20 protein-coding genes are annotated in these 23,015 nt (G+C 72.0%); 9 read left to right on the top strand and 11 right to left on the bottom strand.

The features are described 5' to 3' along the window. Window positions 1–102: 102 nt before the first annotated feature. From egtA to egtD, 4 genes are read left to right on the top strand one after another with little or no spacing between them, the layout of a single operon-like run. Window positions 103–1,407 (top strand): ergothioneine biosynthesis glutamate--cysteine ligase EgtA, encoded by a 1,305-nt coding sequence (gene egtA / locus ACFYW3_RS03665; RefSeq protein ID WP_389385404.1) that lies wholly within the window; start codon window positions 103–105, stop codon window positions 1,405–1,407. Continuing rightward, window positions 1,404–2,717 carry an ergothioneine biosynthesis protein EgtB gene (gene egtB / locus ACFYW3_RS03660; RefSeq protein WP_389385403.1) on the top strand — a complete coding sequence of 438 codons (1,314 nt, stop codon included), beginning with the start codon at window positions 1,404–1,406 and terminating at the stop codon, window positions 2,715–2,717. Before egtA ends, egtB begins: the two co-directional genes overlap by 4 nt. Then, a complete protein-coding gene (gene egtC, locus ACFYW3_RS03655; protein ID WP_351752271.1) occupies window positions 2,717–3,475 on the top strand; it encodes an ergothioneine biosynthesis protein EgtC in 759 nt (252 codons plus the stop codon). Before egtB ends, egtC begins: the two co-directional genes overlap by 1 nt. Continuing rightward, window positions 3,472–4,446, top strand: coding sequence for an L-histidine N(alpha)-methyltransferase (gene egtD / locus ACFYW3_RS03650; RefSeq protein WP_351752273.1), 975 nt, complete (start codon window positions 3,472–3,474; stop codon window positions 4,444–4,446). The genes egtC and egtD overlap by 4 nt, the downstream gene beginning before the upstream one ends. On the opposite strand, the gene ACFYW3_RS03645 is transcribed toward egtD, so the two are convergent. From ACFYW3_RS03645 to ACFYW3_RS03635, 3 genes are all read right to left on the bottom strand, one after another. Then, complete coding sequence (locus tag ACFYW3_RS03645) at window positions 4,329–5,351, bottom strand: lysophospholipid acyltransferase family protein (protein WP_389385402.1); 1,023 nt, start codon at window positions 5,349–5,351, stop codon at window positions 4,329–4,331. The genes egtD and ACFYW3_RS03645 overlap by 118 nt on opposite strands. Next, complete coding sequence (locus ACFYW3_RS03640) at window positions 5,348–6,184, bottom strand: GNAT family N-acetyltransferase (protein ID WP_389385401.1); 837 nt, start codon at window positions 6,182–6,184, stop codon at window positions 5,348–5,350. Before ACFYW3_RS03640 ends, ACFYW3_RS03645 begins: the two co-directional genes overlap by 4 nt. A gap of 176 nt (window positions 6,185–6,360) precedes the next feature. After that, complete coding sequence (locus tag ACFYW3_RS03635) at window positions 6,361–7,623, bottom strand: extracellular solute-binding protein (RefSeq protein ID WP_389385400.1); 1,263 nt, start codon at window positions 7,621–7,623, stop codon at window positions 6,361–6,363. Between the two features lie 162 nt (window positions 7,624–7,785). On the opposite strand from ACFYW3_RS03635, the gene ACFYW3_RS03630 reads away from it, so the two are divergent. Then, window positions 7,786–8,001: a dodecin gene (locus ACFYW3_RS03630; protein ID WP_351752279.1), complete on the top strand. Its 216-nt coding sequence runs from the start codon at window positions 7,786–7,788 to the stop codon at window positions 7,999–8,001. Between the two features lie 73 nt (window positions 8,002–8,074). Here the strand turns inward: ACFYW3_RS03630 and ACFYW3_RS03625 are convergent, their stop codons facing one another. Then, window positions 8,075–8,572, bottom strand: a complete 498-nt coding sequence (locus ACFYW3_RS03625) for a hypothetical protein (RefSeq protein WP_389385399.1) — start codon at window positions 8,570–8,572, stop codon at window positions 8,075–8,077. Between the two features lie 151 nt (window positions 8,573–8,723). On the opposite strand from ACFYW3_RS03625, the gene ACFYW3_RS03620 reads away from it, so the two are divergent. After that, window positions 8,724–9,713 (top strand): LLM class flavin-dependent oxidoreductase, encoded by a 990-nt coding sequence (locus ACFYW3_RS03620; RefSeq protein WP_389385398.1) that lies wholly within the window; start codon window positions 8,724–8,726, stop codon window positions 9,711–9,713. A gap of 74 nt (window positions 9,714–9,787) precedes the next feature. Beyond that, window positions 9,788–12,214: an excinuclease ABC subunit UvrA gene (locus tag ACFYW3_RS03615; RefSeq protein ID WP_351752283.1), complete on the top strand. Its 2,427-nt coding sequence runs from the start codon at window positions 9,788–9,790 to the stop codon at window positions 12,212–12,214. A 31-nt stretch (window positions 12,215–12,245) separates the two neighbouring features. Here the strand turns inward: ACFYW3_RS03615 and ACFYW3_RS03610 are convergent, their stop codons facing one another. The 4 genes from ACFYW3_RS03610 to ACFYW3_RS03595 form a co-directional block, all read right to left on the bottom strand. After that, window positions 12,246–12,893, bottom strand: a complete 648-nt coding sequence (locus tag ACFYW3_RS03610) for a histidine phosphatase family protein (protein ID WP_351752284.1) — start codon at window positions 12,891–12,893, stop codon at window positions 12,246–12,248. A gap of 171 nt (window positions 12,894–13,064) precedes the next feature. After that, the gene (locus tag ACFYW3_RS03605; protein WP_351752286.1) at window positions 13,065–13,805 is read right to left on the bottom strand and encodes a succinate dehydrogenase/fumarate reductase iron-sulfur subunit; all 741 of its coding nucleotides are present in this window, start codon (window positions 13,803–13,805) and stop codon (window positions 13,065–13,067) included. Then, on the bottom strand, window positions 13,802–15,769 hold the full coding sequence (locus ACFYW3_RS03600) for a fumarate reductase/succinate dehydrogenase flavoprotein subunit (protein WP_389385397.1): 1,968 nt from the start codon (window positions 15,767–15,769) through the stop codon (window positions 13,802–13,804). Before ACFYW3_RS03600 ends, ACFYW3_RS03605 begins: the two co-directional genes overlap by 4 nt. 2 nt (window positions 15,770–15,771) lie before the next feature. Continuing rightward, window positions 15,772–16,476, bottom strand: coding sequence for a succinate dehydrogenase (locus tag ACFYW3_RS03595; RefSeq protein ID WP_351752289.1), 705 nt, complete (start codon window positions 16,474–16,476; stop codon window positions 15,772–15,774). A gap of 94 nt (window positions 16,477–16,570) precedes the next feature. Here ACFYW3_RS03595 and ACFYW3_RS03590 point away from each other — a divergent pair, with 94 nt between their 5' ends. Then, a complete protein-coding gene (locus ACFYW3_RS03590; protein ID WP_351752291.1) occupies window positions 16,571–17,452 on the top strand; it encodes a LysR family transcriptional regulator in 882 nt (293 codons plus the stop codon). A 138-nt stretch (window positions 17,453–17,590) separates the two neighbouring features. Here the strand turns inward: ACFYW3_RS03590 and ACFYW3_RS03585 are convergent, their stop codons facing one another. Further along, window positions 17,591–18,232 carry a TetR/AcrR family transcriptional regulator gene (locus ACFYW3_RS03585; protein ID WP_389385396.1) on the bottom strand — a complete coding sequence of 214 codons (642 nt, stop codon included), beginning with the start codon at window positions 18,230–18,232 and terminating at the stop codon, window positions 17,591–17,593. A 116-nt stretch (window positions 18,233–18,348) separates the two neighbouring features. On the opposite strand from ACFYW3_RS03585, the gene ACFYW3_RS03580 reads away from it, so the two are divergent. Next, on the top strand, window positions 18,349–19,425 hold the full coding sequence (locus ACFYW3_RS03580; RefSeq protein ID WP_389385395.1) for an FAD-dependent monooxygenase: 1,077 nt from the start codon (window positions 18,349–18,351) through the stop codon (window positions 19,423–19,425). A gap of 244 nt (window positions 19,426–19,669) precedes the next feature. Here the strand turns inward: ACFYW3_RS03580 and ACFYW3_RS03575 are convergent, their stop codons facing one another. After that, window positions 19,670–21,820, bottom strand: coding sequence for an EAL domain-containing protein (locus ACFYW3_RS03575; protein ID WP_351752327.1), 2,151 nt, complete (start codon window positions 21,818–21,820; stop codon window positions 19,670–19,672). A 134-nt stretch (window positions 21,821–21,954) separates the two neighbouring features. After that, complete coding sequence (locus ACFYW3_RS03570; protein ID WP_351752329.1) at window positions 21,955–22,785, bottom strand: SAM-dependent methyltransferase; 831 nt, start codon at window positions 22,783–22,785, stop codon at window positions 21,955–21,957. Window positions 22,786–23,015 lie beyond the last annotated feature (230 nt).

The raw sequence follows: 23,015 nt of genomic DNA, 5'->3' as shown, positions 1-23,015 counted from the left end.
CCCTCGAACGGCAATGGAATTTGTGGCCCGCAGACGGGTAGGCACGGGTGACATCACGGCCGACGACAGCGCCGGCCGACGACAGGAGACGAGGATCCGGTCATGCGCCAGGACTCACCTGCTCCGCCTGTGCACCACCCCCCGCCCGAGCCCCTCACCGAGGCCTCGGCCGAGGTGCTCCTCCACGGCATCTGTTTCAAGACGGGTCCACCTCGTGTGCTCGGCGCCGAACTCGAATGGCTCGTGCTGGACGCCGAGCGGCCCGATCTCGCACTGTCCGCCGACCGGCTCGCCGCCGCGCACGAAGCGGCCGGCGCACTGCCCCTGAACTCCGGGTTCACCGTCGAACCCGGCGGCCAGTTGGAGCTCAGTTCGGCTCCGGCCGATTCCCTGACGGACTGCGTGGACGGCCTCCAGGCCGACCTCACGGCCGTCCGGGGCGTCCTGCACCGGCAGGGCCTGGTGCTGCGGGGCCTCGGGCAGGACGCCCGGCGCCCCCTGCGCCGGATGCTGGACAGCCCGCGCTATCAGGCGATGGAGACGTACTTCGACCGCACGGGTCCCGCCGGGCGGGCCATGATGCGCTCCTCCGCGTCCGTACAGGTCTGCGTGGACGCGGGCCACGAGGAGCCCGGCCCGCTCGGGTACGGACGGCGTTGGCGGCTCGCACACCTGCTGGGCGCGGTCCTGGTGGCGGCGTTCGCCAACTCCCCCGGCGTGGACGGCCCGTACGCCGGCTGGCGGTGCGCCCGCCAGGGCATCTGGAACGACATCGACTCGCGGCGCGCCCTGGCCCCGCCGCTGGACGAGGAGCCCCGCGACGCGTGGACCCGGCACGCCCTGGACACCGAGGTGATGTGCGTCCGGTCCGTCGGGGACGGGGCGCCCTGGGTGATCCCGCGCGGCCTGACCTTCCGGGACTGGCTGACGTCCGCCGCGGGCCCGCGGCCCCCCACCGCCGAGGACCTGGAGTACCACCTGACCACGCTGTTCCCGCCGATCCGACCGCGCGGCCACCTGGAACTGCGGATGATCGACGCGCAGCCCGGCGAGCACGGCTGGGTCGTGCCGGTGGCCGTGGTGCACGCGCTGTTCGACGACCCGGAGGCCGCGGAGACCGCGTACCGGGTGTCGAAGGCGCTGTCGGACGCGTACGGGACCGAGAGCGCGCCCCGCAACCCCCTGTGGCGGTCCGCCGCCCGCGCGGGGCTCGCCGATCCGGAGCTGCGGTCGGCCGCCGTCGCCTGTTTCCTGGCGGCGGGCGAGGCGCTCCCCCGGCTCGGGGCGAGCACACACGTCCGGGACGAGGTGGGCGCCTTCACCGAGCGTTACGTACTGCGCGGCCGCTGCCCCGCGGACGACGAAGAGGAACAGCGGCAGCCCGCCGGGAAGGACGCACGCCCGTGACCACCGACATACACCCCGAGATACTCCGCGAGCGAGCCGTGGCGGCCCTGACCGCCGCCCGCGCCCGTACCGCCGGGCTGACCGAGACCGTGAGCGACCGGGACCTGACCGCGCAGCACTCCCCCCTGATGTCCCCGCTGGTCTGGGACCTGGCGCACATCGGGAACATGGAGGAGCTCTGGCTGCTGCGCAACGTCGCCGGCCGCGAGTCGATGCGTCCCGAGATCGACCCGCTCTACGACGCGTTCGAGCATCCTCGGTCCGAGCGGCCGAAGTTGCCGCTCCTGGGGCCCGATGAGGCCCGCCGGTACGCGGCGGAGGTGCGCGGACGGGTCTTCGACCTGCTGGAGCGCACCCCGCTGGAGGGTACGGACCTGCTGTCCGGCGGCTATGTCTTCGGGATGATCGCCCAGCACGAACAGCAGCACGACGAGACGATGTTGATCACGCATCAGCTGAGACGGGGAGCCGCGGTGTTGACCGCCCCGGACCCGGATCCGCCGCAGGGCCCGCCTCTGTCCGCGAGAGAAGTGCTGGTGCCCGGCGGGCCGTTCACGATGGGAACCTCCGCCGAGCCCTGGTCGCTGGACAACGAGCGGCCCGCACACACCCGGGACACCGCGCCGTACTGGATCGACACGGCTCCGGTGACCAATGCCGACTACCAGGCGTTCATGGCGGACGGCGGCTACCGCGAGTCCCGCTGGTGGGCCGCCGAGGGCTGGGAACAGATCCGGGCGCACGGGATCGAGGCCCCGTTGTTCTGGCACCGGGAGGGCGAGACGTGGTCGCGCCGTCGCTTCGGCGTCACCGAGGCGGTGCCGGGCGACGAGCCCGTGCTGCACGTCAGTTGGTACGAGGCGGACGCGTACGCCCGCTGGGCCGGGCGCAGGCTGCCCACCGAGACCGAGTGGGAGAAGGCCGCCCGCCACGACCCGGGCACGGGCCGCTCCACCCGGTACCCGTGGGGCGACGCCGACCCGACCCCGGCGCACGCGAACCTGGGGCAGCGCCACCTGCGCCCGGCCCCCGCGGGCAGCTATCCGGCCGGGGCCTCCCCCCTCGGGGTGCGTCAGCTGATCGGCGACGTGTGGGAGTGGACGGCGTCCGACTTCCTCCCCTACCCGGGGTTCCGCGCGTTCCCCTACCGGGAGTACTCGGAGGTGTTCTTCGGCCCCGAGCACAAGGTGCTCCGGGGCGGGTCCTTCGCGGTGGACCAGGTGGCCTGCCGGGGCACGTTCCGCAACTGGGACCTGCCGGTGCGCCGGCAGATCTTCGCCGGGTTCCGCACCGCTCGGGATGATGCCTGATGTGTCGCCACCTCGCCTATCTCGGGCCGGTGGTGAGCCTCGGGAGGCTGCTGAGCGAACCGGAGCACTCCCTCGTACGGCAGTCCTGGGCGCCGCGCCGGCAGCGCAACGGCACGGTGAACGCCGACGGCTTCGGCATCGGCTGGTACGCGGAGGGCGACCCGGTGCCGGCCCGCTACCGGCGGGCCGGCCCGATCTGGGGCGACCTCACCTTCGCCGACCTCACCCGCGTGGTACGCAGCGGCGCCGTGTTGGCCGCCGTACGGGACGCCACGCTGGCTGGGGCGGACGGGGAGGCCGCGGCCGCGCCGTTCTCGGCCGGGCGGTGGCTCTTCAGCCACAACGGCTCGGTGCGGGACTGGCCGGAGTCGGCGGCCCCGGTCGCCGCCGGGCTGCCGGTGGAGGAGCTGCTGCAACTCGCCGCGCGCACGGACTCGGCGCTGATCTGGGCGCTGGTCCTGCACCGCCTGCGCGCCGGGGACGACCTCGGCTCCGCCCTCGCCGGTCCCGTCCGGGACCTGGCCTCGGCCGCCCCCGCCTCACGGCTCAACCTGTTGTTGACCGACGGCGCCACGATCGCCGCGACCGCCTGGGGCGATTCCCTCTGGTATCTGGCGGATCCGCGCGCCGGGCGCGTGGTCGTGGCGTCCGAGCCGCACGACGACGACCCCCGCTGGTGCGAAGTACCCGACCGGACCCTGCTGACCGCAACCCGCACGAGGGTCGATCTGACCCCGCTCAAGGAGAGCCGACCGTGAGTGATTTCCAGTTGACCCGGACCCTCGACGAGAACGCCGCGGAGAAGGCGCTGCGCACCGACGTGCGCGGCGGACTGACCGGCTCCCCCAAGAAGTTGCCGCCCAAGTGGTTCTACGACGCCCGGGGCAGTGAACTCTTCGAGGACATCACCCGGTTGCCCGAGTACTACCCGACGCGCGCCGAGCGGGAGATCCTGCTGGAGCGGGCCCGGGAGATCGCGACGGAGAGCGGCGCCCGCACGCTGGTGGAGTTGGGCTCCGGCTCCTCCGAGAAGACCCGGCACCTGATCGAGGCGATGCCCGCGCTGGAGACGTACATCCCGGTGGACGTCAGCGAGAGCGCCCTGCGGGGCGCGGCGGACACCCTGTTGGCGGAGCATCCCGGCTTGAAGGTCCACGCGTTGGTGGCGGACTTCACACGGCCGCTGCGGCTGCCGGACTCCCCCGGGCCCCGCCTGGTGGTGTTCCTCGGCGGCACGATCGGGAACCTGTTGCCGCCGGAGCGGGCCGCGTTCCTGGCGTCCGTACGGGCGATGCTGTCGCCCGGTGACGCGCTGCTGATGGGTACCGACCTCGTCAAGGACGAGGCCGTCCTGGTCGCGGCGTACGACGACGCGCAGGGGGTGACGGCGGAGTTCAACAAGAACGTACTGGCCGTGATCGACCGCGAGTTGGGCGCGGACTTCCACACCGCCGAGTTCACCCACGTGGCGGTGTGGAACAAGGAACACGAGTGGATCGAGATGCGGCTGCGGTCCCGTTCGGAGGCGGTGGTGAAGATCCGGGCCCTGGACATGGTGGTGCCCTTCAGGGCCGGTGAGGAGATCCTGACGGAGATCTCGGCGAAGTTCCGTCAGGAGGGTGTGCGCGAGGAACTGGCTTCGGCCGGACTCGAGTTGACCCAGTGGTGGACGGACGCGGCGGGCCGCTTCGCGCTGTCCCTGTCGGTGGCGGAGGGCCCGGCGGCCTGAGTGGGGACGCCCGGCAGGAGGGGTGCGGTCCGGACGGGCCGCGCCCCTCGCACGGGTTCCGCGGCGCGAACGGGCCGCGGAACCGCTACGGGTCGCGCGGCCCTCGCGTGGACAGCCTCCTGCGCCGCCGCCGCGAGGTCCCGCCGGTCCCCGTGCCGGCCCGGCGGGATCCGCGGCAACAACCACACCTCGGCCCGCACCCCCCGGGCGCGGACGATGCGCCACAGGGAGGCCGTCAACGGGTCGTCCCCGACGAAGGCGGGCGCCCCGGCGAGGCTCCCGGCAGGGCCTTCGCCTCCCGACAGCCGGTACGCGAGCCGGATCGGCTGTACGGGCACGCGCGCGTCCAACGCCGACTGGAACGCGGCCCGCCGGAACGGCCCCTGGGCCCGACCGCACCAGGTGGACCCCTCGGGGAAGACGGTGACCCGGTCCCCGGCGCGCAGCGCCCGGGTCATGGCCGCGACCGTGTCGGGCAGGGCCCTGATCCGGTCCCGTTCGATGAACAGGGTTCCGGCCCGGGCGGCGAGCGGACCCAGCACGGGCCAGGCGCCGATCTCGCTCTTGGCCAGCATCCGGCAGGGCAGCACGGCGGCCACGAGCGGGATGTCGAGCCAGGAGATGTGGTTGGCGACGATCAGCCGGCCGCCGCCCGCGCCGGGGCTTCCGTGGACGGTGATCCGTACGCCCAGGGCGGCGAGCAGCGCCGCCGACCAGCCCCGTACGAGGGCGTGTCGGGGGCGGTCCGGGAGCAGCCGTACGGGCGCGGCGGCCAGGACGGCGAGGAGGACGAGGGCCACGGCGCCGGCGAGGCGGAGCACCGCGTGCGGGACGCTCGCCGTCGGACCCTCGTGGCCGGCGCAGGCCTCGGGGGTGCAGGGCGCGGTGGGCAGCCAGGCGTTCATGCGCCCGGGGCGAGCGAGAGGAAGTGGTTGAGGTAGCGGGGGTTGGTCCGGCGCAGGGAGAGCAGTACGTACAGGTCGGCGCAGCCGAACTCGGCGTCCAGCGCGGGCTCCCCGCAGACCCAGGCGCCCAGGCGCAGGTAGCCGCGCAGCAGCGGGGGCAGCTCCTGCCGGCCGGGGACGGTGACACCCTCGGGGCTCCAGGGCAGGTGCGGGGTGACCCGGTACTCCTCGGGGGCCAGGTTGCGTCGCAGGACGGTCTCCCGGGTGGCGGCGGCCAGCACCCCGCCGTCGGCGAGCGGGACGGAGCAGCAGCCCGCGAGCCAGTTGTGGCCGGAGCGGTCCATGTAGCGGGCGAGGCCGGCCCAGATCAGGGCGATGACGGCGCCGTTGCGGTGGTCGGGGTGGACGCAGGACCGGCCGACCTCGACGAGGTCGTGGCGGATGGGGGCCAGCGCGCCGAGGTCGAACTCCGCCTCGGAGTAGAGGCGGCCCGCGACGGCGGCGCGTTCCGGAGGGAGCAGCCGGTAGGTGCCGACGACCTGCTCGCTCTCCTCGTCGACGACGAGGAGGTGGTCGCAGTAGGCGTCGAAGGCGTCGACGTCCAGCCCGGGCTCGGCCCGGTCGAGGCGGGCGCCGAGTTCCCCGGCGAAGACCTGGTGGCGCAGTCGCTGGGCGGCTCGTACCTCGTCCTCGTCGCGGGCGAGCCGGACGGCGTACCGGGGGCTCGCGGGCGCGGTGCGGTCGGCGGGGAGCGCCGGGGCGAGAGGGGCGGCGGGGGCTGCGGGGAGGGCGGGGGGCGCGAGGGGGGACGGGGACAGGGGTGCGATGGTCATGGCTGCTCCTGATCCGGGCACGGAGAGCCAGGCCGGCAGGTTGGTGGCCTGGCTCCTTTACTTCTTCCGTGACCGGCTGGATTCGACATGACCGCTCAGCGGCGGCCGGATGTGCGGACGCTGAACTCGGCGGACGCGCGGGCGGGCCGTGAGGCAGGGTCCGTGTCGGAGCCGCGTCAGTGGTCGGAGCCGAGGATCCGGCTGATGGACTCCGAGGCGGTCCTCGCGGCCCGCTTGGGGTCCTGGCCGGTGAGCGCGGCCGTCATGTACGGCTTGATGGGGTTCTCGGCCTCGACCTCGGCCCATCGCGCCGACTGCGGGGTGGCCCGTCCCTGGGCGGCGCCGACGGCCATGGTGGCGGCGCCCTCGTTGCCCTCGACCACGTGGGCGAGGGTGGTCTTGTTGGGGACGTAGCTCATGGTGGTGGCGAGTTCGGTCTGCCACTTCTCGCTGACGAGCGCCGTGATCAGGTCCACGGCGTGCTCACGACTCCCCGCCTTCTCCGGGATGATCAGGTCGGATCCGCCGGTGAAGACGGCGCCGGGCTTCTCGGCGCTCTTTCCCGGGATGGGGAAGAAGCCGAGCTTGTCCTTCAGGGCCGGGTTGGCGGCCTCTATCGCCGCCGCCTGGCTCGGCGGGCCGATGATCTGGGCGATCCGGCCGCGCGCGAAGACCTCGGATTGCGGGGGCGTCTCCTCGTCGGCGTCCTTGGGGCCGTCGCCGAGTCCCTGGAGCTGCTTGTAGAACTCCATGGCGTTCAGGGCCTTCTCGTCGTCGAGCGCGCCCGCCCACTCGCCGTTGGTCTGCACCGCGAGTTCGCCGCCCTCGTCCCAGATGAAGCCGGCGAGGACGTACCAGTTCTGGCCGGGCAGGTAGATGCCCTGCTGTTCGCCCTTGTCGAGCCGCCGGGTCGCCTGGATCCAGTCCTGACGGGTCTTCGGCGGGGTGGTGATCCCGGCGTTCGCGAAGAGTTCCTTGTTGTAGATCACCACCCGGTTGGCGGCGTACCAGGGCACTCCGTACTGGGCCCCGTCGACGCTTCCCGGGTCGGAGAGGCCCTTGAGCCAGTGCCTGCTGTCCCAGTCGCGCAGTCCGTCCATGGTGACTTCGGAGATGCCGCCGGTCTCGACGTACTGGGCCACCTGGGTGTTGCCGACCTCGATGACGTCGGCGCTGTCCTTGCTCGTGCCCTTGAGGACGGCGTTGACCTTGTCGCCGATGCCCGTCCATTCCTGGATCTTGACCTCCAGGTCGATGCCGGCGTGCTCCTTCTCGAAGTCGGCGGTGAACTTCGCGATGAAGTCGTCCGAGGCGCTGCCCTTCATCAACCAGAGCGTCACCTTCTCGGGCGCACCTTCGGATCCGGCCACCTGACTGCAGCCGGTGAGGGCGGTCGCGGCCGCGAGAACGGTGCACATGGCGAGGAAGCGCATCTTCACGAGGGTCACCTTCTGGGGATGGATCTCAGATGGCTTGAAATTGGCATAGACCAATACGTTGGTCAAGACCTTTCGCTCGGGATCGTTCACGCAAAGTTCGCGGACCCGGACTTACTGGGGCACCTTGGAACAAGGCAACAGCGACCACCATCGGGAGACCCCATGTCCAATCACACGTACCGGGTGACCGAGATCGTCGGCACCTCCTCGGAGGGCATCGATCAGGCCATCAGGAACGGAATCGCCCGCGCGGGGCAGACGGTCCGCAACCTCGACTGGTTCGAGGTCACCCAGGTGCGCGGACACATCGAGAACGGCGAGATCGGCCACTACCAGGTCGGCCTCAAGGTGGGCTTCCGCATCGACGGCGAGGAGTGACGCGAGGACCGACACCTCCCGGTCGACGGCGAGGGCCGCCGCCCCGCCCCGGACGGCACGCGGGGCCCGCCGCTCAGGTGCGGCCCTCGCCCTCCTGAGCGGACTTGAGTTCCGGTGCGTCCTGTGCCCAGTCGGCGAGCACCACCCGGAAGCCGGCCGCCCGGGCCGCCTGACAGACCAGCTCGTCGTCGTCCACCAGCATCCGCACGTCCCGACCCCGCCCGAGTCGCCGCAGCACCTCCAGCTTCGTCGTCCGGGCCGGGCGACGGTCCTGGTTGCCGCGCATCCACAGCCGCCCCTCCGGCAGACCGTGCCGGGTCAGCCACTCGACGGTGTCCGCACGACACCGCTCGGGGCGCCCGGTGAGGTACACGACCTCGCATTCGACCGCGCTCTCCACCGCGAGCGCCACCCCGCGCGCGAGCGGCGGATCGGCCGGGGCCGCGCCGAAGAATCCCGCCCAGTCCCGGGGGCGCCGCTCCAGGAAGTGCTGCCGGTGGTCGGTGTCGGCCAGGGTGTTGTCGATGTCGAAGACGGCCAGCGGGCGGCGGTTGTCGGTCTCACGCGTCATACGCCCAGCCTAGGTTCCGCCGTCGAAGTGGCGCCGGTCAGGCCCGCGCCCCGGGCGCGCGCCGACCCGCCGGCGCTCGACCCGCGGTGCAATCCCCCTCGCGCCCTCCCGGACCGGGGAATCCTCCTCGTTCCACGACGTTGACACCGGTGTGATCCGAAAAATCTCGATACTCGACCGGTCCCGGACCCGCGAGGGCCACAGTGCCCCGCAGGCGCTGCGCGACACCGTGACGCTGGCGCGCGCGGCGGAGGAACTCGGCTACCACCGCTTCTGGGTGTCGGAGCACCACAGTGTGCCCGGCGTCGCCGGTTCCGCGCCGACCGTGCTGGCCGCGGCCGTGGCCGCCTCGACCCACAGGATCCGGGTGGGCACGGGCGGGGTGATGCTGCCCAACCACCAACCGCTGGTGGTCGCCGAACAGTTCGGGGTACTGGAGTCCCTGTTCCCCGGCCGCGTCGACATGGGCCTCGGCCGCTCGGTCGGCTTCACGGACGGGATCCGGCGGGCGCTGGGACGGGACACCAAGGACGCCGACCTGTTCGAGGAGCAACTGACCGAGCTGCTGGGCTGGCTGGACGGCACCCAGCGCGCCCACCCCCAGGTACACGCCCGGCCGGCGGAGGGGCTGCCGATCGCCCCGTACGTGCTGGCCACCGGCGAGGGCGCCGGAATCGCGGCGCGGGCCGGGCTGCCGATGGTGGTCGGGGACCTGCGGGGCCGGGCGAAGGTGACCGAGGTCGTGGAGCGCTACCGCGAGGAGTTCCGGGCGTCCGCCTGGGGCGCGGAGCCGTACGTGATGGTCTCCGGGACCGTGGCGGTCGCCGATACGCAGGAGGCAGCCCGCCGGATCCTGGTCCCGGAGGCCTGGTCCCTCGCGTACTCCCGCACCCGGGGCAGCTTCCCGCCGCTCCGTCCGGCCGAGGAGATCGAGGCGCTGGAGATGACCGCGAAGGAGCGTGAGCTGTACGAGGGCGCGCTGGTCGGGCACGTCCACGGCACTCCGGAGCGGGTCGCGGCGGAGCTGGCCGAGGTCGCGCGGACGACGGAGGCGGACGAACTGCTGGTCACGACCTCCACCTACGACCGGACGGCCCTGCTGGACTCCTTCGCGGGGCTGGCCCGGCTCGCGGGGCTCTGAGCGGGCGCCGCATGCCGATGTGATCGGGGGGCGGGAGCGGGCCGCGACGGTCTCGCCGCACTAAAGTGGGGCGAATGCACCACTCCCCCGCCCCGGACCCGTACGCCCCCGACCCCCCGAACCCGAGCCACGACCCCTTCGTACGGGTCCGGGGCGCCCGGGAGCACAATCTGCGCGGGGTCGACGTGGACATCCCGCGCGACGCGCTCACCGTCTTCACCGGGGTCTCCGGCTCCGGCAAGAGCTCCCTGGCGTTCGGGACGCTCTACGCCGAGGCCCAACGCCGTTACTTCGAGTCCGTGGCCCCGTACGCCCGCCGACTGATCCACCAGATCGGCGCCCCGAAGGTGGATTCCGTCACCGGCCTGCCGCCCGCCGTCTCGTTGCAGCAGCGGCGTTCCTCACCCGGCTCGCGCTCCTCGGTGGGGACGGTGACCCTGCTGTCGAACTCCCTGCGGATGCTGTACTCGCGGGCGGGCACCTATCCCGTCGGCGCCGAACGGCTCGACTCCGACTCCTTCTCCCCCAACACGGCAGCCGGCGCCTGCCCTTCCTGCCAGGGATTGGGCCGCGTCCACCACACCAGCGAGGAACTCCTCGTACCGGATCCCGACCTGTCGATCCGTCAAGGCGCCATCGAGGCCTGGCCTGGCGCCTGGCAGGGCAAGAACCTGCGGGACGTCCTGGACGCGCTCGGGTACGACGTCGACCGTCCGTGGAAGGAGTTGGCGGCCGAGGACCGCCGGTGGATCCTGTTCACGGAGGAACAGCCCGTGGTGACCGTGCACCCGGTACGCGACGCGGACCGCATCCAACGACCGTACCAAGGCACGTACATGAGCGCGCACCGGTACGTGATGCGGACCTTCTCCGACAGCAAGAGCGCCACCCTCAGGGCCCGGGCGGAGCGGTTCCTCACCGATTCGCCCTGCCCGGTGTGCGAGGGGCGCCGGCTTCGCCCCGAGGCTCTCGCGGTGACCTTCGCGGGCCGCACGATCGCCGAGGCGGCGGCGCTCGCGCTGACGGACCTGGACGAGGTGCTGGCGTCGGCGCCCTCGGAGGGTGAGGCGGCGCGGGTCCTGATCGAGGACCTGCGTTCGCGCATCGACCCCGTCACCGAGTTGGGACTCGGCTACCTGAGCCTGGACCGCACCGCGCCGACCCTGTCGGCGGGCGAACTGCAACGGTTGCGGCTGGCCACGCAGTTGCGCTCGGGCCTGTTCGGGGTGGTGTACGTCCTGGACGAGCCGTCGGCGGGGCTGCACCCGGCGGACACCGAAGCCCTGTTGAGCGTGTTGGACCGGCTGAAGGCGGCCGGGAACACCGTGTTCGTCGTGGAACACCATCTGGACGTGGTGCGCCACGCGGACTGGCTGGTGGACGTCGGGCCGGCGGCCGGCGAGCACGGGGGGCGAGTACTGCACAGCGGACCGCCGGCCGCACTGGCCGACGTGAGCGAATCGGCGACCGCGCGCGCCCTGTTCGGCACGCAGGAGCCCCTCGCGCCCCGGCCGGCGCGCACCGCCGGCGCGACGATCCGACTCAGCGGGGTACGGCGCCACAACCTGCGCGGTGTGGACGCCGAGTTCCCGCTGCGGGTGTTCACCGCCGTCACCGGCGTGTCCGGGTCCGGGAAGTCCACGCTCGTCGGACAGGCGCTCGCCGGGGAGGTCTCCGGACGGCTCGCCGATCCGGACTTCCCCGTACGCCGCCTCGTGGAGGTGGACCAGAAGCCGATCGGCCGGACCCCTCGCTCCAACCTGGCCACGTACACGGGGCTGTTCGACGTGGTGCGCAGGCTCTTCACGGCCACCGAGGAGGCGAAGGCGCGCGGCTGGAAGGCGGGCCGGTTCTCCTTCAACGTGTCGGGCGGCCGCTGCGAGACCTGCCAGGGCGAGGGCTTCGTGTCGGTGGAGCTGCTGTTCCTGCCGAGTACGTACGCCCCGTGCCCGCAGTGCGCGGGTGCCCGCTACAACTCCGAGACCCTGGAGGTCCGTTACCGGGGTCTGAACATCGCGGAGGTGCTCGGTCTGACCGTGGAGGCCGCGGCGGGGTTCTTCGCGGAGGTCCCGGCGGCGGGGCGCAGCCTGCGGGCGCTGGAGGAGATCGGACTGGGCTACCTGCGGTTGGGCCAGCCGGCGACCGAGCTGTCGGGCGGGGAGGCGCAGCGCGTCAAACTGGCGGCGGAGCTCCAGCGTTCGCGCCGTGACCACACCCTGTACCTGTTGGACGAGCCGACCACGGGACTGCATCCGGCCGATGTGCGGGTGCTGATGCGGCAGTTGCACGGCCTGGTGGACGCCGGTCACTCGGTGGTGGTCGTGGAGCACGACATGGCGGTGGTGGCGGGCGCGGACTGGGTCCTCGACATGGGCCCGGGCGGTGGTGCGGCGGGCGGCCGCGTGATCGCGTCGGGAACCCCGCGCGAGGTGGCCCGTACGCCCGGCAGCGTCACGGCGGGCTACCTGGCGCGGGCGCTCGGCTCCGAAGGCGGGAGCTGACGTCCGCCTCCCGGGCAGGCACCGGGGCGGCTCAGGCGTCGCCCGGCAGCAGTTGCTGCGGGAGTTCGCGGAAGCTCCACTCACCCCGGCGGCGGGTGAAGACCCAGACGAGGTCGTAGCGGTCGGGCCAGATCGCGGGGACCCCGAGGACCTGGTGCGCGCCGAGGGCGCGGACCAGGCGGGGCATGCCGGCGTACTCCCAACAGACGAGTACGGGCATCCTCGCGGCCAGGGCGGCGCGGGCCAGGCCCGCTTCGGCGCCGATGCCGAACTCGGTGCGGACGGGGGTCTTCAGCGCGGTGGCCAGCGCCTCGACGGTCTGCTTGCAGCGGGCCGGGGCGGGCGGCTTGCCGCCGGTGGCGAAGACGGCCGCCGGCCGGGGCAGCACGGAGCCGCGGCTCGGTGGGAAGAGCCGGTGCAGTTCCTCGGCGCGGCGCCATCCGCGACCGGCCAGGAATCCGGGGTCCTCGTTGCCGTCCTCGTCCTCGCCGGTGTCCCCGGCGTACGGCTTCTCCCCGTGCCGGATCACCATCACGACGGCGTCCTCGGCGAGGGCCTGGGGGCCGGGCGCCGGGCGGGTGGGTTCCTCGGAGGCGCAGCCGGCCACCGCGAGCGGGGCGAGGGCGGCGGCCAACACGGTGCGGCGGCGCGGTCCGGTCCCGGCGGGGGCTTGAGGCATGGGGCTCACTGTCCCGCACGCGCCGCGTGCCGCCGGGGCGCGGCGCGACGTACGGCCCGTACGAGCGCCCGGTCGGCGGATCGGGTCAGCCGATCGGCCCAGGCCGGGGGAACCGGGACCGGCCGGCCCGGCCGTCCGGGGGCGCTCGTACGGGGGCTCGCGCGGCCCGGTTCAGCGCTTGCGGACCGCCCGCAGCCACTCCTTGTTCATCGCGGCGATCGACGGCAGCGGAATGCCCTTCGGGCAGGCCGTGGCACACTCGCCGGTCAGGGTGCAGCCGCCGAATCCCTCGTCGTCCATCCGGGCCACCATGTCGAGGACGCGGGTCTCGCGTTCGGGCGAGCCCTGGGGCAGCACGTTGAGGTGGTTGACCTTGGCGGAGGTGAACAGCATGGCCGAGCCGTTGGGGCAGGCGGCCACGCACGCACCGCATCCGATGCACTCGGCGTGCTCGAAGGCGTGATCGGCGGCCGGCTTGGGCACGGCGGTGGCGTGTGCCTCGGGGGCGGCGCCGGTGGGGGCTGTGATGTAGCCGCCGGCCTGGATGATCCGGTCGAAGGCGCTGCGGTCGACGACGAGGTCCTTCACCACCGGGAAGGCCGAGGCGCGCCAGGGCTCGACGTCGATGGTGTCCCCGTCGGCGAAGGAACGCATGTGGAGCTGGCAGGTGGTGGTGCGCTCGGGTCCGTGGGCGTCACCGTTGATGACGAGGCTGCAGGCTCCGCAGATGCCCTCGCGGCAGTCGTGGTCGAAGGCGACCGGGTCCTCACCGCGCAGGATGAGGTCTTCGTTGAGGGTGTCGAGCATCTCCAGGAACGACATGTCCCGGGAGATGCCGTCGACCTCGTAGGAGGCCATGGCGCCCGGGGTTTCGGGGTTGCGCTGGCGCCAGACGCGCAGGGTGAGCCTCATGCGTAGCTCCGCTGGGTGGGGTGGACGTACTCGAAGACGAGGTCTTCCTTGTGCAGGACGGGTGCGGCGCCGGTGCCCTGGTACTGCCAGGCGGCCACGTACCCGAACTCCTCGTCGCGGCGGGCGGCTTCGCCGTCCGGGGTCTGGGACTCCTCGCGGAAGTGCCCGCCGCAGGACTCGGCGCGGTGGAGGGCGTCGAGACACATCAGCTCGGCGAGTTCCAGGTAGTCGACGATGCGATTGGCCTTCTCCAGCGACTGGTTGAACTCGGCGCCGCTGCCCGGGACCTTGATCCGCTTCCAGAACTCCTCGCGGATCTCGGGGATGCGGGCCAGCGCCTTGCGCAGACCGGCTTCGGTGCGGGCCATGCCGCAGTACTCCCACATGAGTTCACCGATCTCCCGGTGGAAGGAGTCGGGGGTCCGGTCGCCGTCGACGGCGAGCAGCTTGGCCAGGCAGTCGCGGGTCTCGCGCAGTACGGCGGCGACCTCGGGGTGGTCGTCGTCCACGGCGTCGCCGTCGGCGGCGGCCTCGGTGTGGCGGCGGGCCAGGTAGTCGTTGATGGTGGAGGGGAGGACGAAGTAGCCGTCGCCCAGACCCTGCATCAGCGCGGAGGCGCCGAGGCGGTTGGCCCCGTGGTCGGAGAAGTTGGCCTCGCCGATCGCGAACAGCCCGGGGACGCTCGTCTGGAGGTCGTAGTCGACCCACAATCCGCCCATGGTGTAGTGCACGGCGGGGTAGATCCGCATGGGCACCTCGTACGGGTTCTCCGCGGTGATCCGCTCGTACATGTCGAAGAGGTTGCCGTACTTCTCCGCGACCTTGTCCTTGCCCATGCGGCTGATCGCGTCGGCGAAGTCGAGGTACACGCCCTGCCCGCCGGGGCCGACGCCGCGACCCTCGTCGCAGACGTTCTTCGCGGCGCGGGAGGCGATGTCGCGGGGCACGAGGTTGCCGAAGGAGGGGTAGATCCGCTCCAGGTAGTAGTCGCGCTCCTCCTCGGGGATGTCGGCGGCGGGCCGGGTGTCGCCTTCGGCCTTGGGGACCCAGATCCGGCCGTCGTTGCGCAGCGACTCGCTCATGAGGGTCAGCTTCGACTGGTGGTCGCCGGTGCGCGGGATGCAGGTGGGGTGGATCTGCGTGAAGCAGGGGTTGGCGAAGTGGGCGCCGCGTCGATGCGCCCGCCAGACGGCGGTCGCGTTGGAGTTCATGGCGTTGGTGGAGAGGTAGAAGACGTTGCCGTAGCCCCCGCTCGCCAGGACCACCGCGTCGGCGTAGTGGGCCTGGATCGTGCCGGTGATCAGGTCGCGGGCCACGATGCCCCGGGCCACTCCGTCGATCGTGATCAGGTCGAGCATCTCGGTGCGGGCGTGCATCTCGACGTTGCCGGCGGCGATCTGTCGGGACAGCGCCTGGTAGGCGCCGAGCAGCAGTTGTTGTCCGGTCTGACCCCGGGCGTAGAAGGTGCGGGAGACCTGGACTCCGCCGAAGGAGCGGGTGTCGAGGAGGCCGCCGTACTCGCGGGCGAAGGGAACGCCCTGGGCCACGCACTGGTCGATGATCTCGACGGAGATCTGGGCGAGGCGGTGGACGTTGGACTCGCGGGCGCGGAAGTCGCCGCCCTTGACGGTGTCGTAGAAGAGGCGGTGCACGGAGTCGCCGTCGTTGCGGTAGTTCTTGGCGGCGTTGATGCCGCCCTGCGCGGCGATGGAGTGGGCGCGGCGCGGGGAGTCGGAGAAGCAGAACTGGACGACGTGGTAGCCCTGCTCGGCGAGGGTGGCGCCGGCGGCCCCGCCGGCCAGACCGGTGCCGACGACGATGACGGTGTGCTTGCGGCGGTTGGCGGGGTTGACCAGTTTGGCCTCGAAGCGGCGGCGGTCCCAGCGTTCGGCGATCGGACCTTCCGGGGCCTTGGTGTCGGCGATCGGGTCGCCGAGGGTGTAGTCGGCGTAGGGGGTGCTCATGGTCAGCTCACCACTCCGGTCATGACGGCGACGGGCACGGACACGAAGCCCGCGAAGAGGACGAGGGCCAGGGCGTCGGCCAGGAACTTCAGGGCCCGGTCGCGCCGGGCGTTGCCGGCGCCGAGGGTCTGGGCGGCGCTCCAGAAGCCGTGGCGGACGTGCAGACCGAGGGCCGCCATCGCCACGATGTAGATGGTGTTGCCGTACCAGGTGGAGAAGGTGGACAGCACGTTCTCGTAGGGGTGGCCGGCCCAGGCACGGTCGTTGACGGTGAGCGTGGTGAGGTCGAGGAGGTGCCAGACGATGAACAGGGCGAGGATGATTCCGCCCCATCGCATGGTGCGGGTGGCATAGCTCGCGCGCCGCCGCTTGTGGGCGTACTTGACCGGGCGTGCCTTGATGTCGCGGCGGCTGAGCTGGTACGCGCAGACCGCGTGGGCGACGACGGCGGCGACCAGCACGAGGCGGACGATCCACAGGGCCCACTCGTGGTGCAGGAACGGGGAGCCGAGCGTGCGCAGCCAGTGGGCGTAGCCGTTGAACTCGTCCGCGCCGAAGAAGATCTTGAGGTTGCCGAGCATGTGGACGACGAGGTAGCCGAGCATGATCAGGCCGGAGACCGCCATCACGGACTTCTTGCCGACGGTGGAGTCCCAGAGCGTGCGCGGGGTGGACGGCCGTCGATCCGTCCGGGTTGCCAATGCCATGACATCGACGGTAGGGACGAAGGTCCCGAAAGGTCCAAGACATGGTGAAGCTGATGTCGATAGGGACTCTCTATACAAGGGCTACCCTGGGGCGATGCAGTTCCAGCAGCTCGTGTACTTCGTGGCCGTTGCCGAGACCCGGCATTTCACCCGCGCGGCAGAGCGTGAACACGTGGCGCAGCCTTCGCTGTCCCAGCAGATCAAAGCGCTCGAAAGGGAGCTGGGGGCGGAACTCTTCAGTCGGGCGCGCGGCAACATCGCGCTCACCGACGCGGGCGAGGCCCTGCTGCCGCTGGCCCGACGCATCCTCGCGGACGCCGACACGGCACGGCTGGAGGTACAGGAACTGGCGCAGCTACGGCGCGGGCGGGTGCGGCTCGGGGCCACGCCGAGCGTGTGCACGGGGCTGCTGCCGGGCGTACTGCGGGCCTTCCACACCGCCCACCCCGGGATCGAGCTGCTGATCGAGGAGAGCGGCTCGCTGGACCTCGTACGGGAACTGGCGCGAGGGGTCTTGGACCTGGCCCTCGTCTCGCTGCCGCTACCGCCGTCGGCACCTGCCCTGACCACTGTGGAGTTGTTGACGGAGGACCTGGTCGTGGTCTCCTCGGCCGACCTTCCGCCGCCGGCGGGAGGCGGCCCGCTGACGATCTCCGCCTTGCGGGACGAACCGATGGTGATGTTCCGACACGGCTACGACCTGCGCGACCTGACGGTGGCGGCCTGCCGGGCGGCGGGCTTCGAGCCGGTGTTCACGGTGGAGGGCGGCGAGATGGACGCGGTGCTCGGCTTCGTCCGGGCGGGTCTGGGTGTCGCGGTGGTTCCGGCCATGGTGGTCGCCCACGGCGGCCCCGGTTTGCGCGCCACACCCCTGGCGGGCTCCCCCCTGCGCCGCACGATCGCCCTGGCCCACCGCACGGACGTCGCCCCACCGCGCGCGGCCCGGGAACTGAAGCGCATACTGCTGGACGGCTGACCGGGTCGCCACCCAGGACCGCGGTGGCGGGCCCGCCGTCGGGGTCCGGGGTGGTCGGCCGCGGAGGCCCGGGGGCGGTCGGGTACGGAGGCCCGAGGGTGGTCGGCAGCGGGGCCCCGGGGCGGCGAGGCGGCCCGCTCAGGTACGTCTGGACAGGGTCGCGTCGAGCCCCTCGGCCAACATCCCGAAGGCCTGGTCGGCTTCGGTGACGGCTGTCGCGTGAGCGTCGTCCGCACTCGCGCCCGAGGAGACGCGGGCCCAGTTCGCCCGCCCCAGTCCCTGACGCACCGCCACCATGTGCGTGGCCGCCAGCCGGGCGGCGAGCGGCGCGACGGACTCCCCCTCCAGGACTTCCCCGAGCAGCTCCACCTCACGGGCCGTGTAGTGGGCCATGCGACTCTCCAGGCTCGCCGTGGAGTACAGCAGCCCCTGGAACGCGAGGACGTTCGGATGGTCGCAGAGGCCTGTGATCGGATCCCGTTCCGCGAGGGCCGCCAGGAAGTGCGCGTGCAGGGCGCCCACCGGGGTCTGACCTCTCTCCCGGTCTCGCACGATCCGGGCCGCCTCGTCCTGATGATCCGCGAAGCGGTCCAGGATCAGATCCTCCTTGCTCGGGAAGTACCGGAACAGGGTGGGCTTGGAGACCTCGGCCGCGGCGGCGACATCCGCCACCGAAACGGCGTCGAAGCCCCGCTCCAGGAAGAGTTCCAGCGCCGTGGCCGCCAGCCGGTGGCGCGTACGCAGTTTCTTGTTCTCACGTAGACCTGTCGTGTTTTCCATGTCACACACCGTACACACGAGATGTGACCGAGTCAAATATTTAACTGGGTTGCTTTTTTGCTCCGGAGCCGCTTTCCTTGAGTCATCGACGGCAAACGGCAATGAGAGGACACCCGATGACCGACGTTCTGATCGCGGGCTCCGGACCCACCGGCCTGACGCTCGCTTGCGACCTGGCGCGCCGCGGCGTCGCCGTGCGGGTCATCGACCGGCGCACGTCGCCGCACCGCGAGTCTCGCGGCAAAACCCTGAACGAGGACGGCCTCAAGGTCTTCACGGACCTCGGCGTCGCCGGGCGACTGGCGGCCGTCGGCATCTCGAACCTGACGTTCGGCAAGTACTTCGACGGCGCCCATGTCAATGACACCCCCGTCCCGGACTTCTTGTTCATGGGCCAGTGGCAGATCGAGGCGGTGTTGCGCGACCGGCTCGCCGAGTTCGGCGTGCACGTCGAGTACGGCGCCGGACTCACGGCCCTGCGCCAGGACGCCGCCGGTGTCGACGCGGAGCTGGCCGACGGCCGGGTGATCCGGGCCGGTCATCTCGCGGGGTGCGACGGCGGACGCAGCACCACCCGCTCCCTCCTCGGGGTCCCCTTCGAGGGGACGAGCGAGGAGGAGCAGGCGATGGTCATCGGGGACGTGACGGCACCGGGACTCGGGCGGGACGTCTGGCACCAGTGGTTCACCTCGGACGGCGGGGTCATGATGCTCTGCCCGATACCGGAGACAGACACCTTCCAGCTTCAGGCCTCCCGGGAGCGCGACGAGCACGGCCGGCCGCTGCCGCCCTCTCTGGAGAGCTTTCAGCGGCTGTTCGACCTGCACGCCCGGATGCCGGGGATACGCCTCGGGGAGGCCACCTGGCTGTCGACCTGGCGGGTCAACGTCCGCATGGCACCCCGGATACGCGTGGGCCGGGTCTTCCTCGCGGGGGACGCGGCCCACGTCCAACCGATCGCAGGAGGGCTGGGCATGAACACCGGAATCCAGGACGCGGCGGCCTTGGCCCGAACAGTGGCCGCGGCCCTCGCTGAAGAGGCCGAACCGGCTCGGGAGAAGGCTCTCGACGCCTACGAGGCGGAGCGACTTCCGGCGGCCGCCAAGGTCTTGACCGAGACCGTCCGACGACACCGACGGGTACTGGCAGCGGTCCGTACGCCGGGCAACGGCACGGAGACCGGCCGGGGCTGACCTCCCCCGCGATCCCCCGCTATCCGCCGGGGAACGCCCCTTCGGTCGTGTCCCGCGCAAGCCCCGCGCGGCACCCGAACCCCGACGGCAGCCACCCAACACCCGGCACCCGCACCCCGACGGCGGGCCCTCGGCGGTCCCCGCACCGCACCACCGCCGAACACCGCCGAACACCGCCGAAGCCGCCGAACACAGCCGAATGCCGCCGCCATGAGACCCGGCAAGCGGCGCGGCGGCGAGGGCGTCAGGGGGTGGGGACCGCGTCCGAGAGGGAGAGCGTGTGAATGCGGTCCGGGGCGCCGGGGCGGGCGTAGTACCAGCCCTGCGCGGTATCGCAGCCGAGGTCCCGCAGTTGGGCGGCCTGGGCCCCGGTCTCCACGCCCTCGACGGTCACGGCGAGTTCGAGGCTGTGGGCCAGGGCGACGATCCCCTCGACGATCTTGACGTCGACGGGGTTGGCCGGTTGGTGCTGCATCCCCTGGGTGAAGGAGCGGTCCAGCTTCAGGACGCTGACCGGGAGGCGGCGCAGGTTGGCCAGGTTGGAGTAGCCGGTGCCGAAGTCGTCGAGGGCGATGTCCACGCCGAGGGCCGCGAGCCGGCGCAGCGGTTCGAGGAGTTCGTCGTCGGCTCCGATCAAGGCCGACTCGGTGACCTCCAGGCACAGCGCGCCCGGGGCCAGCCCGGAGGCCTCCAGGACCCGGACGGTGTCGGCGACCAGGCCGGGGTGGTGGAGCTGGGTCGGCGACAGGTTGACGTTGATCCGCAGGGCCGCGCCACCGTACTGGCGCTGCCAGTTGCAGGCCTGTCGGACGGACTCCTCCAGGACCCAGCGGCCGAGGGGCACGATCAGTCCGGTCCGCTCGGCCAACGGGATGAAGCGGTCCGGACCGAGTACCCCGTACTGCGGGTGCGACCAGCGCACCAGGGCCTCCGCACCGTGGACGCTGCCGTCGTGCATGTGCACCAGCGGCTGGTACTCGATGAAGAACTCGCCGCGTTCCAGCGCCGCCGGGAGGGCGTTGGTCAGGCCGTGGCGGGTGATGGCACGGGCGTCGGCCTCCTCGTCGGCGAACTCGAAGCGGTTCCCACCGGCCGCCTTGGCCCGGTACATCGTGATGTCGGCGCTGCGGAGCACCTCCGCCGGGGTGCGTTCGCCCGCCGGGCCCTCGACGATGCCGATGCTCCCCCGGACAGTGAGCTCCCGCCCTTCCAACCGGATCGGGGTGGAGAGCGCGGAGAGGATGCGGACCGCGAGTTCCGTCACCTTCTCCTCGGTGTCGGACCCGGTGGTCAGCGCGACGAACTCGTCGCCGCCGAGGCGCGCGACGACCTCGCCGGGCCCGGTCGCACAGCTCTCCAGCCGGTCGGCGACCTCCACCAGCAGGCGGTCGCCCGCCGAGTGTCCGAGGCTGTCGTTGACCGCCTTGAAGCCGTCGAGGTCCAGGTAGCACAGGCCGAAGCGGCTGCCGCCGGCCCCGTTGAGGGCCTTCTCCAGACGTTCGAAGAAGAGCGTCCGGTTGGGCAGGCCGGTCAGGGCGTCGTGGGTGGCCTCGTAGCGCAGCCGCAGGTTGAGCAGCCTGCGCTCGGTGGTGTCCTCCATGAGGGCCAGTTGGTACTGCGGCCGCCCCTCGGCGTCACGCAACAGCGACACCGTCAGATTGGTCCACAACACGGTTCCGTCGTGCCGGTAGTAGGGCTTCTCCACCCGGTAGTGCTCGCGTTCCCCGCGCACCAGCTCGCCGTACATCCGCCACACGTGCGGGGTGTCGTCGGGGTGGCCCCAATCGCTGACGTTGCGGCCCCGGACGTGTCCTTCGAGGCCGCCGAACATCTGCAGCAGGGTGTCGTTGACCTCCAGCACGTTGCCCTGGAGGTCTGCGATGCCGATGCCGATCGCGGCACCCTCGAAGACGGCCCGGAAGCGTGCCTCGCTGGCGTGCAGGGCCTTCTGGGCGTCGATGCGGGCGGTCAGGGCGGAGCGGGCGATGGCCTCCTGCTCCTTGAGGGTGCGTTCGCGCAGCGCCCGGGCGTATCCGGCCGCGATGCCGTGTTGGAGCCTGGCGCAGCGGGCCCGGTACTCCTCGGTGCCCTCGACTCCGGCGCCGTCCGGGCCGCAGTACAGGACGAGGTACGACTCGACCACGCCGAGGGTCCCGGCCAGGGCCTCCGGGTCGGTGCAGTGCACGGCGACGAGTTCGGCGCCGACCCGCTGGGCGATGGCCGCGTCGAAGGGGCGCGCGTGCAGTGCCTCGGTGAGGGTACGGGTGAGTGGGACGAGGTGTCGTTCGAACTCCGGCCGCGTCAGCGACGTGGCGGTGACCGGGAAGATGGCGCGTCCCCAGATCGTCGCGAAGCGCGCGATCCGGTCCTCCAGCCCGCTCCGCAGTTCTCCCACGGGCGCCCGGCCCGCGCGCGGACCGGGCGGCGGCTTGTCCTCGCTCGGGGGTTCCTTCGGGTGCTTCCCGGTCCCGGCACCCGACTGGATGGTCGGGGCCGGGGTGGCGGAGTGCGGGGTCGGGGCCGGGAGTCTCACGCCTTGCGTCCCACGCCGCCGAAGCCCGAGAAGGCGTACGGGTCCTCCGGCGTGTCGCCGTCGGCCGACGAGTCGGCGCGGTCGGGGCGCCAGTCCGGCATGGAGACCAGGCCGGGCTCGACCCATTCGAAGCCGTCGAAGAAGCGGCTGATCTCCTGGTGGTCGCGCATCACGAGCGGGTTGCGGATGTCCCGGTAGACGCCGACCGCCCCGCCCGCGACCTCCTGCGACAGCGGAATGCCCTCGTACGAGGCGTGGGTGAGGATCAGCAGGCTGCCCGGGGCCAGCGCGTCGCGCAGTTGCGCGACGGCGGCGTACGGGTCGTCCGAGTCCTCGAGGAAGTGCAGGACGGCGACGAGCAGCAGCGCGACCGGGCGTTCGAAGTCGATCAGTCGGCCGACCTCGGGGGCGGCGAGGATCTCCTGCGGCTTGCGCAGGTCGGCGGCGACGACTCCGGTGAGTTCGTCCCCGGCCAGGACGGCCTGGCTGTGCGCGACGGCCACCGGGTCGTGGTCGACGTAGACGACGCGCGCGTCGGGGCTGGCGGCCCGGGCGATCTCGTGGACGTTGCCGAAGGTCGGGATACCGGAGCCGATGTCGAGGAACTGGGTGACGCCCTCGGAGACGGCGTGGCGGACGGCGCGCCGCATGAATGCCCGGTTGGCCTGCATGATCTTGGGGAGGCCCGGCAGGAATTCCATGGCACGCCGGGCGGCCTGGCGGTCGACCTCGAAATTGTGCGAGCCGCCCAGGTAGTAATCGTAGATGCGGGACACGCTGGGCACCGATATGTCGATGCCTGGCGGGGCCCAGGCGGGGCGCTCCATCGGGGTCTCCAAGCGGTAGTCGTGCCGTGGTCCGTCGAGGGTCCGCCCGAGGGTCGGACTCCTGTCCGAGCCGAATGTACTGATCATTGCCCAACGGAGCGAGCAAAAGCGGAAATTGGCGATCCGTTCTTGGTCACACACCAAAGCCAGGAACGGGTCCCTCCGAGGGCTTTGAGCGAAACCGACAAATACCTTTTGGGAATTGACCGCTCAGTAACCTGACACGACCG

It is taken from the genome of Streptomyces sp. NPDC002602, assembly GCF_042889445.1.
GTDB lineage: Bacteria > Actinomycetota > Actinomycetes > Streptomycetales > Streptomycetaceae > Streptomyces.
Note: the sequence above shows the minus strand (reverse complement) of the source record. Positions and strands in the feature narration are given on the sequence as shown.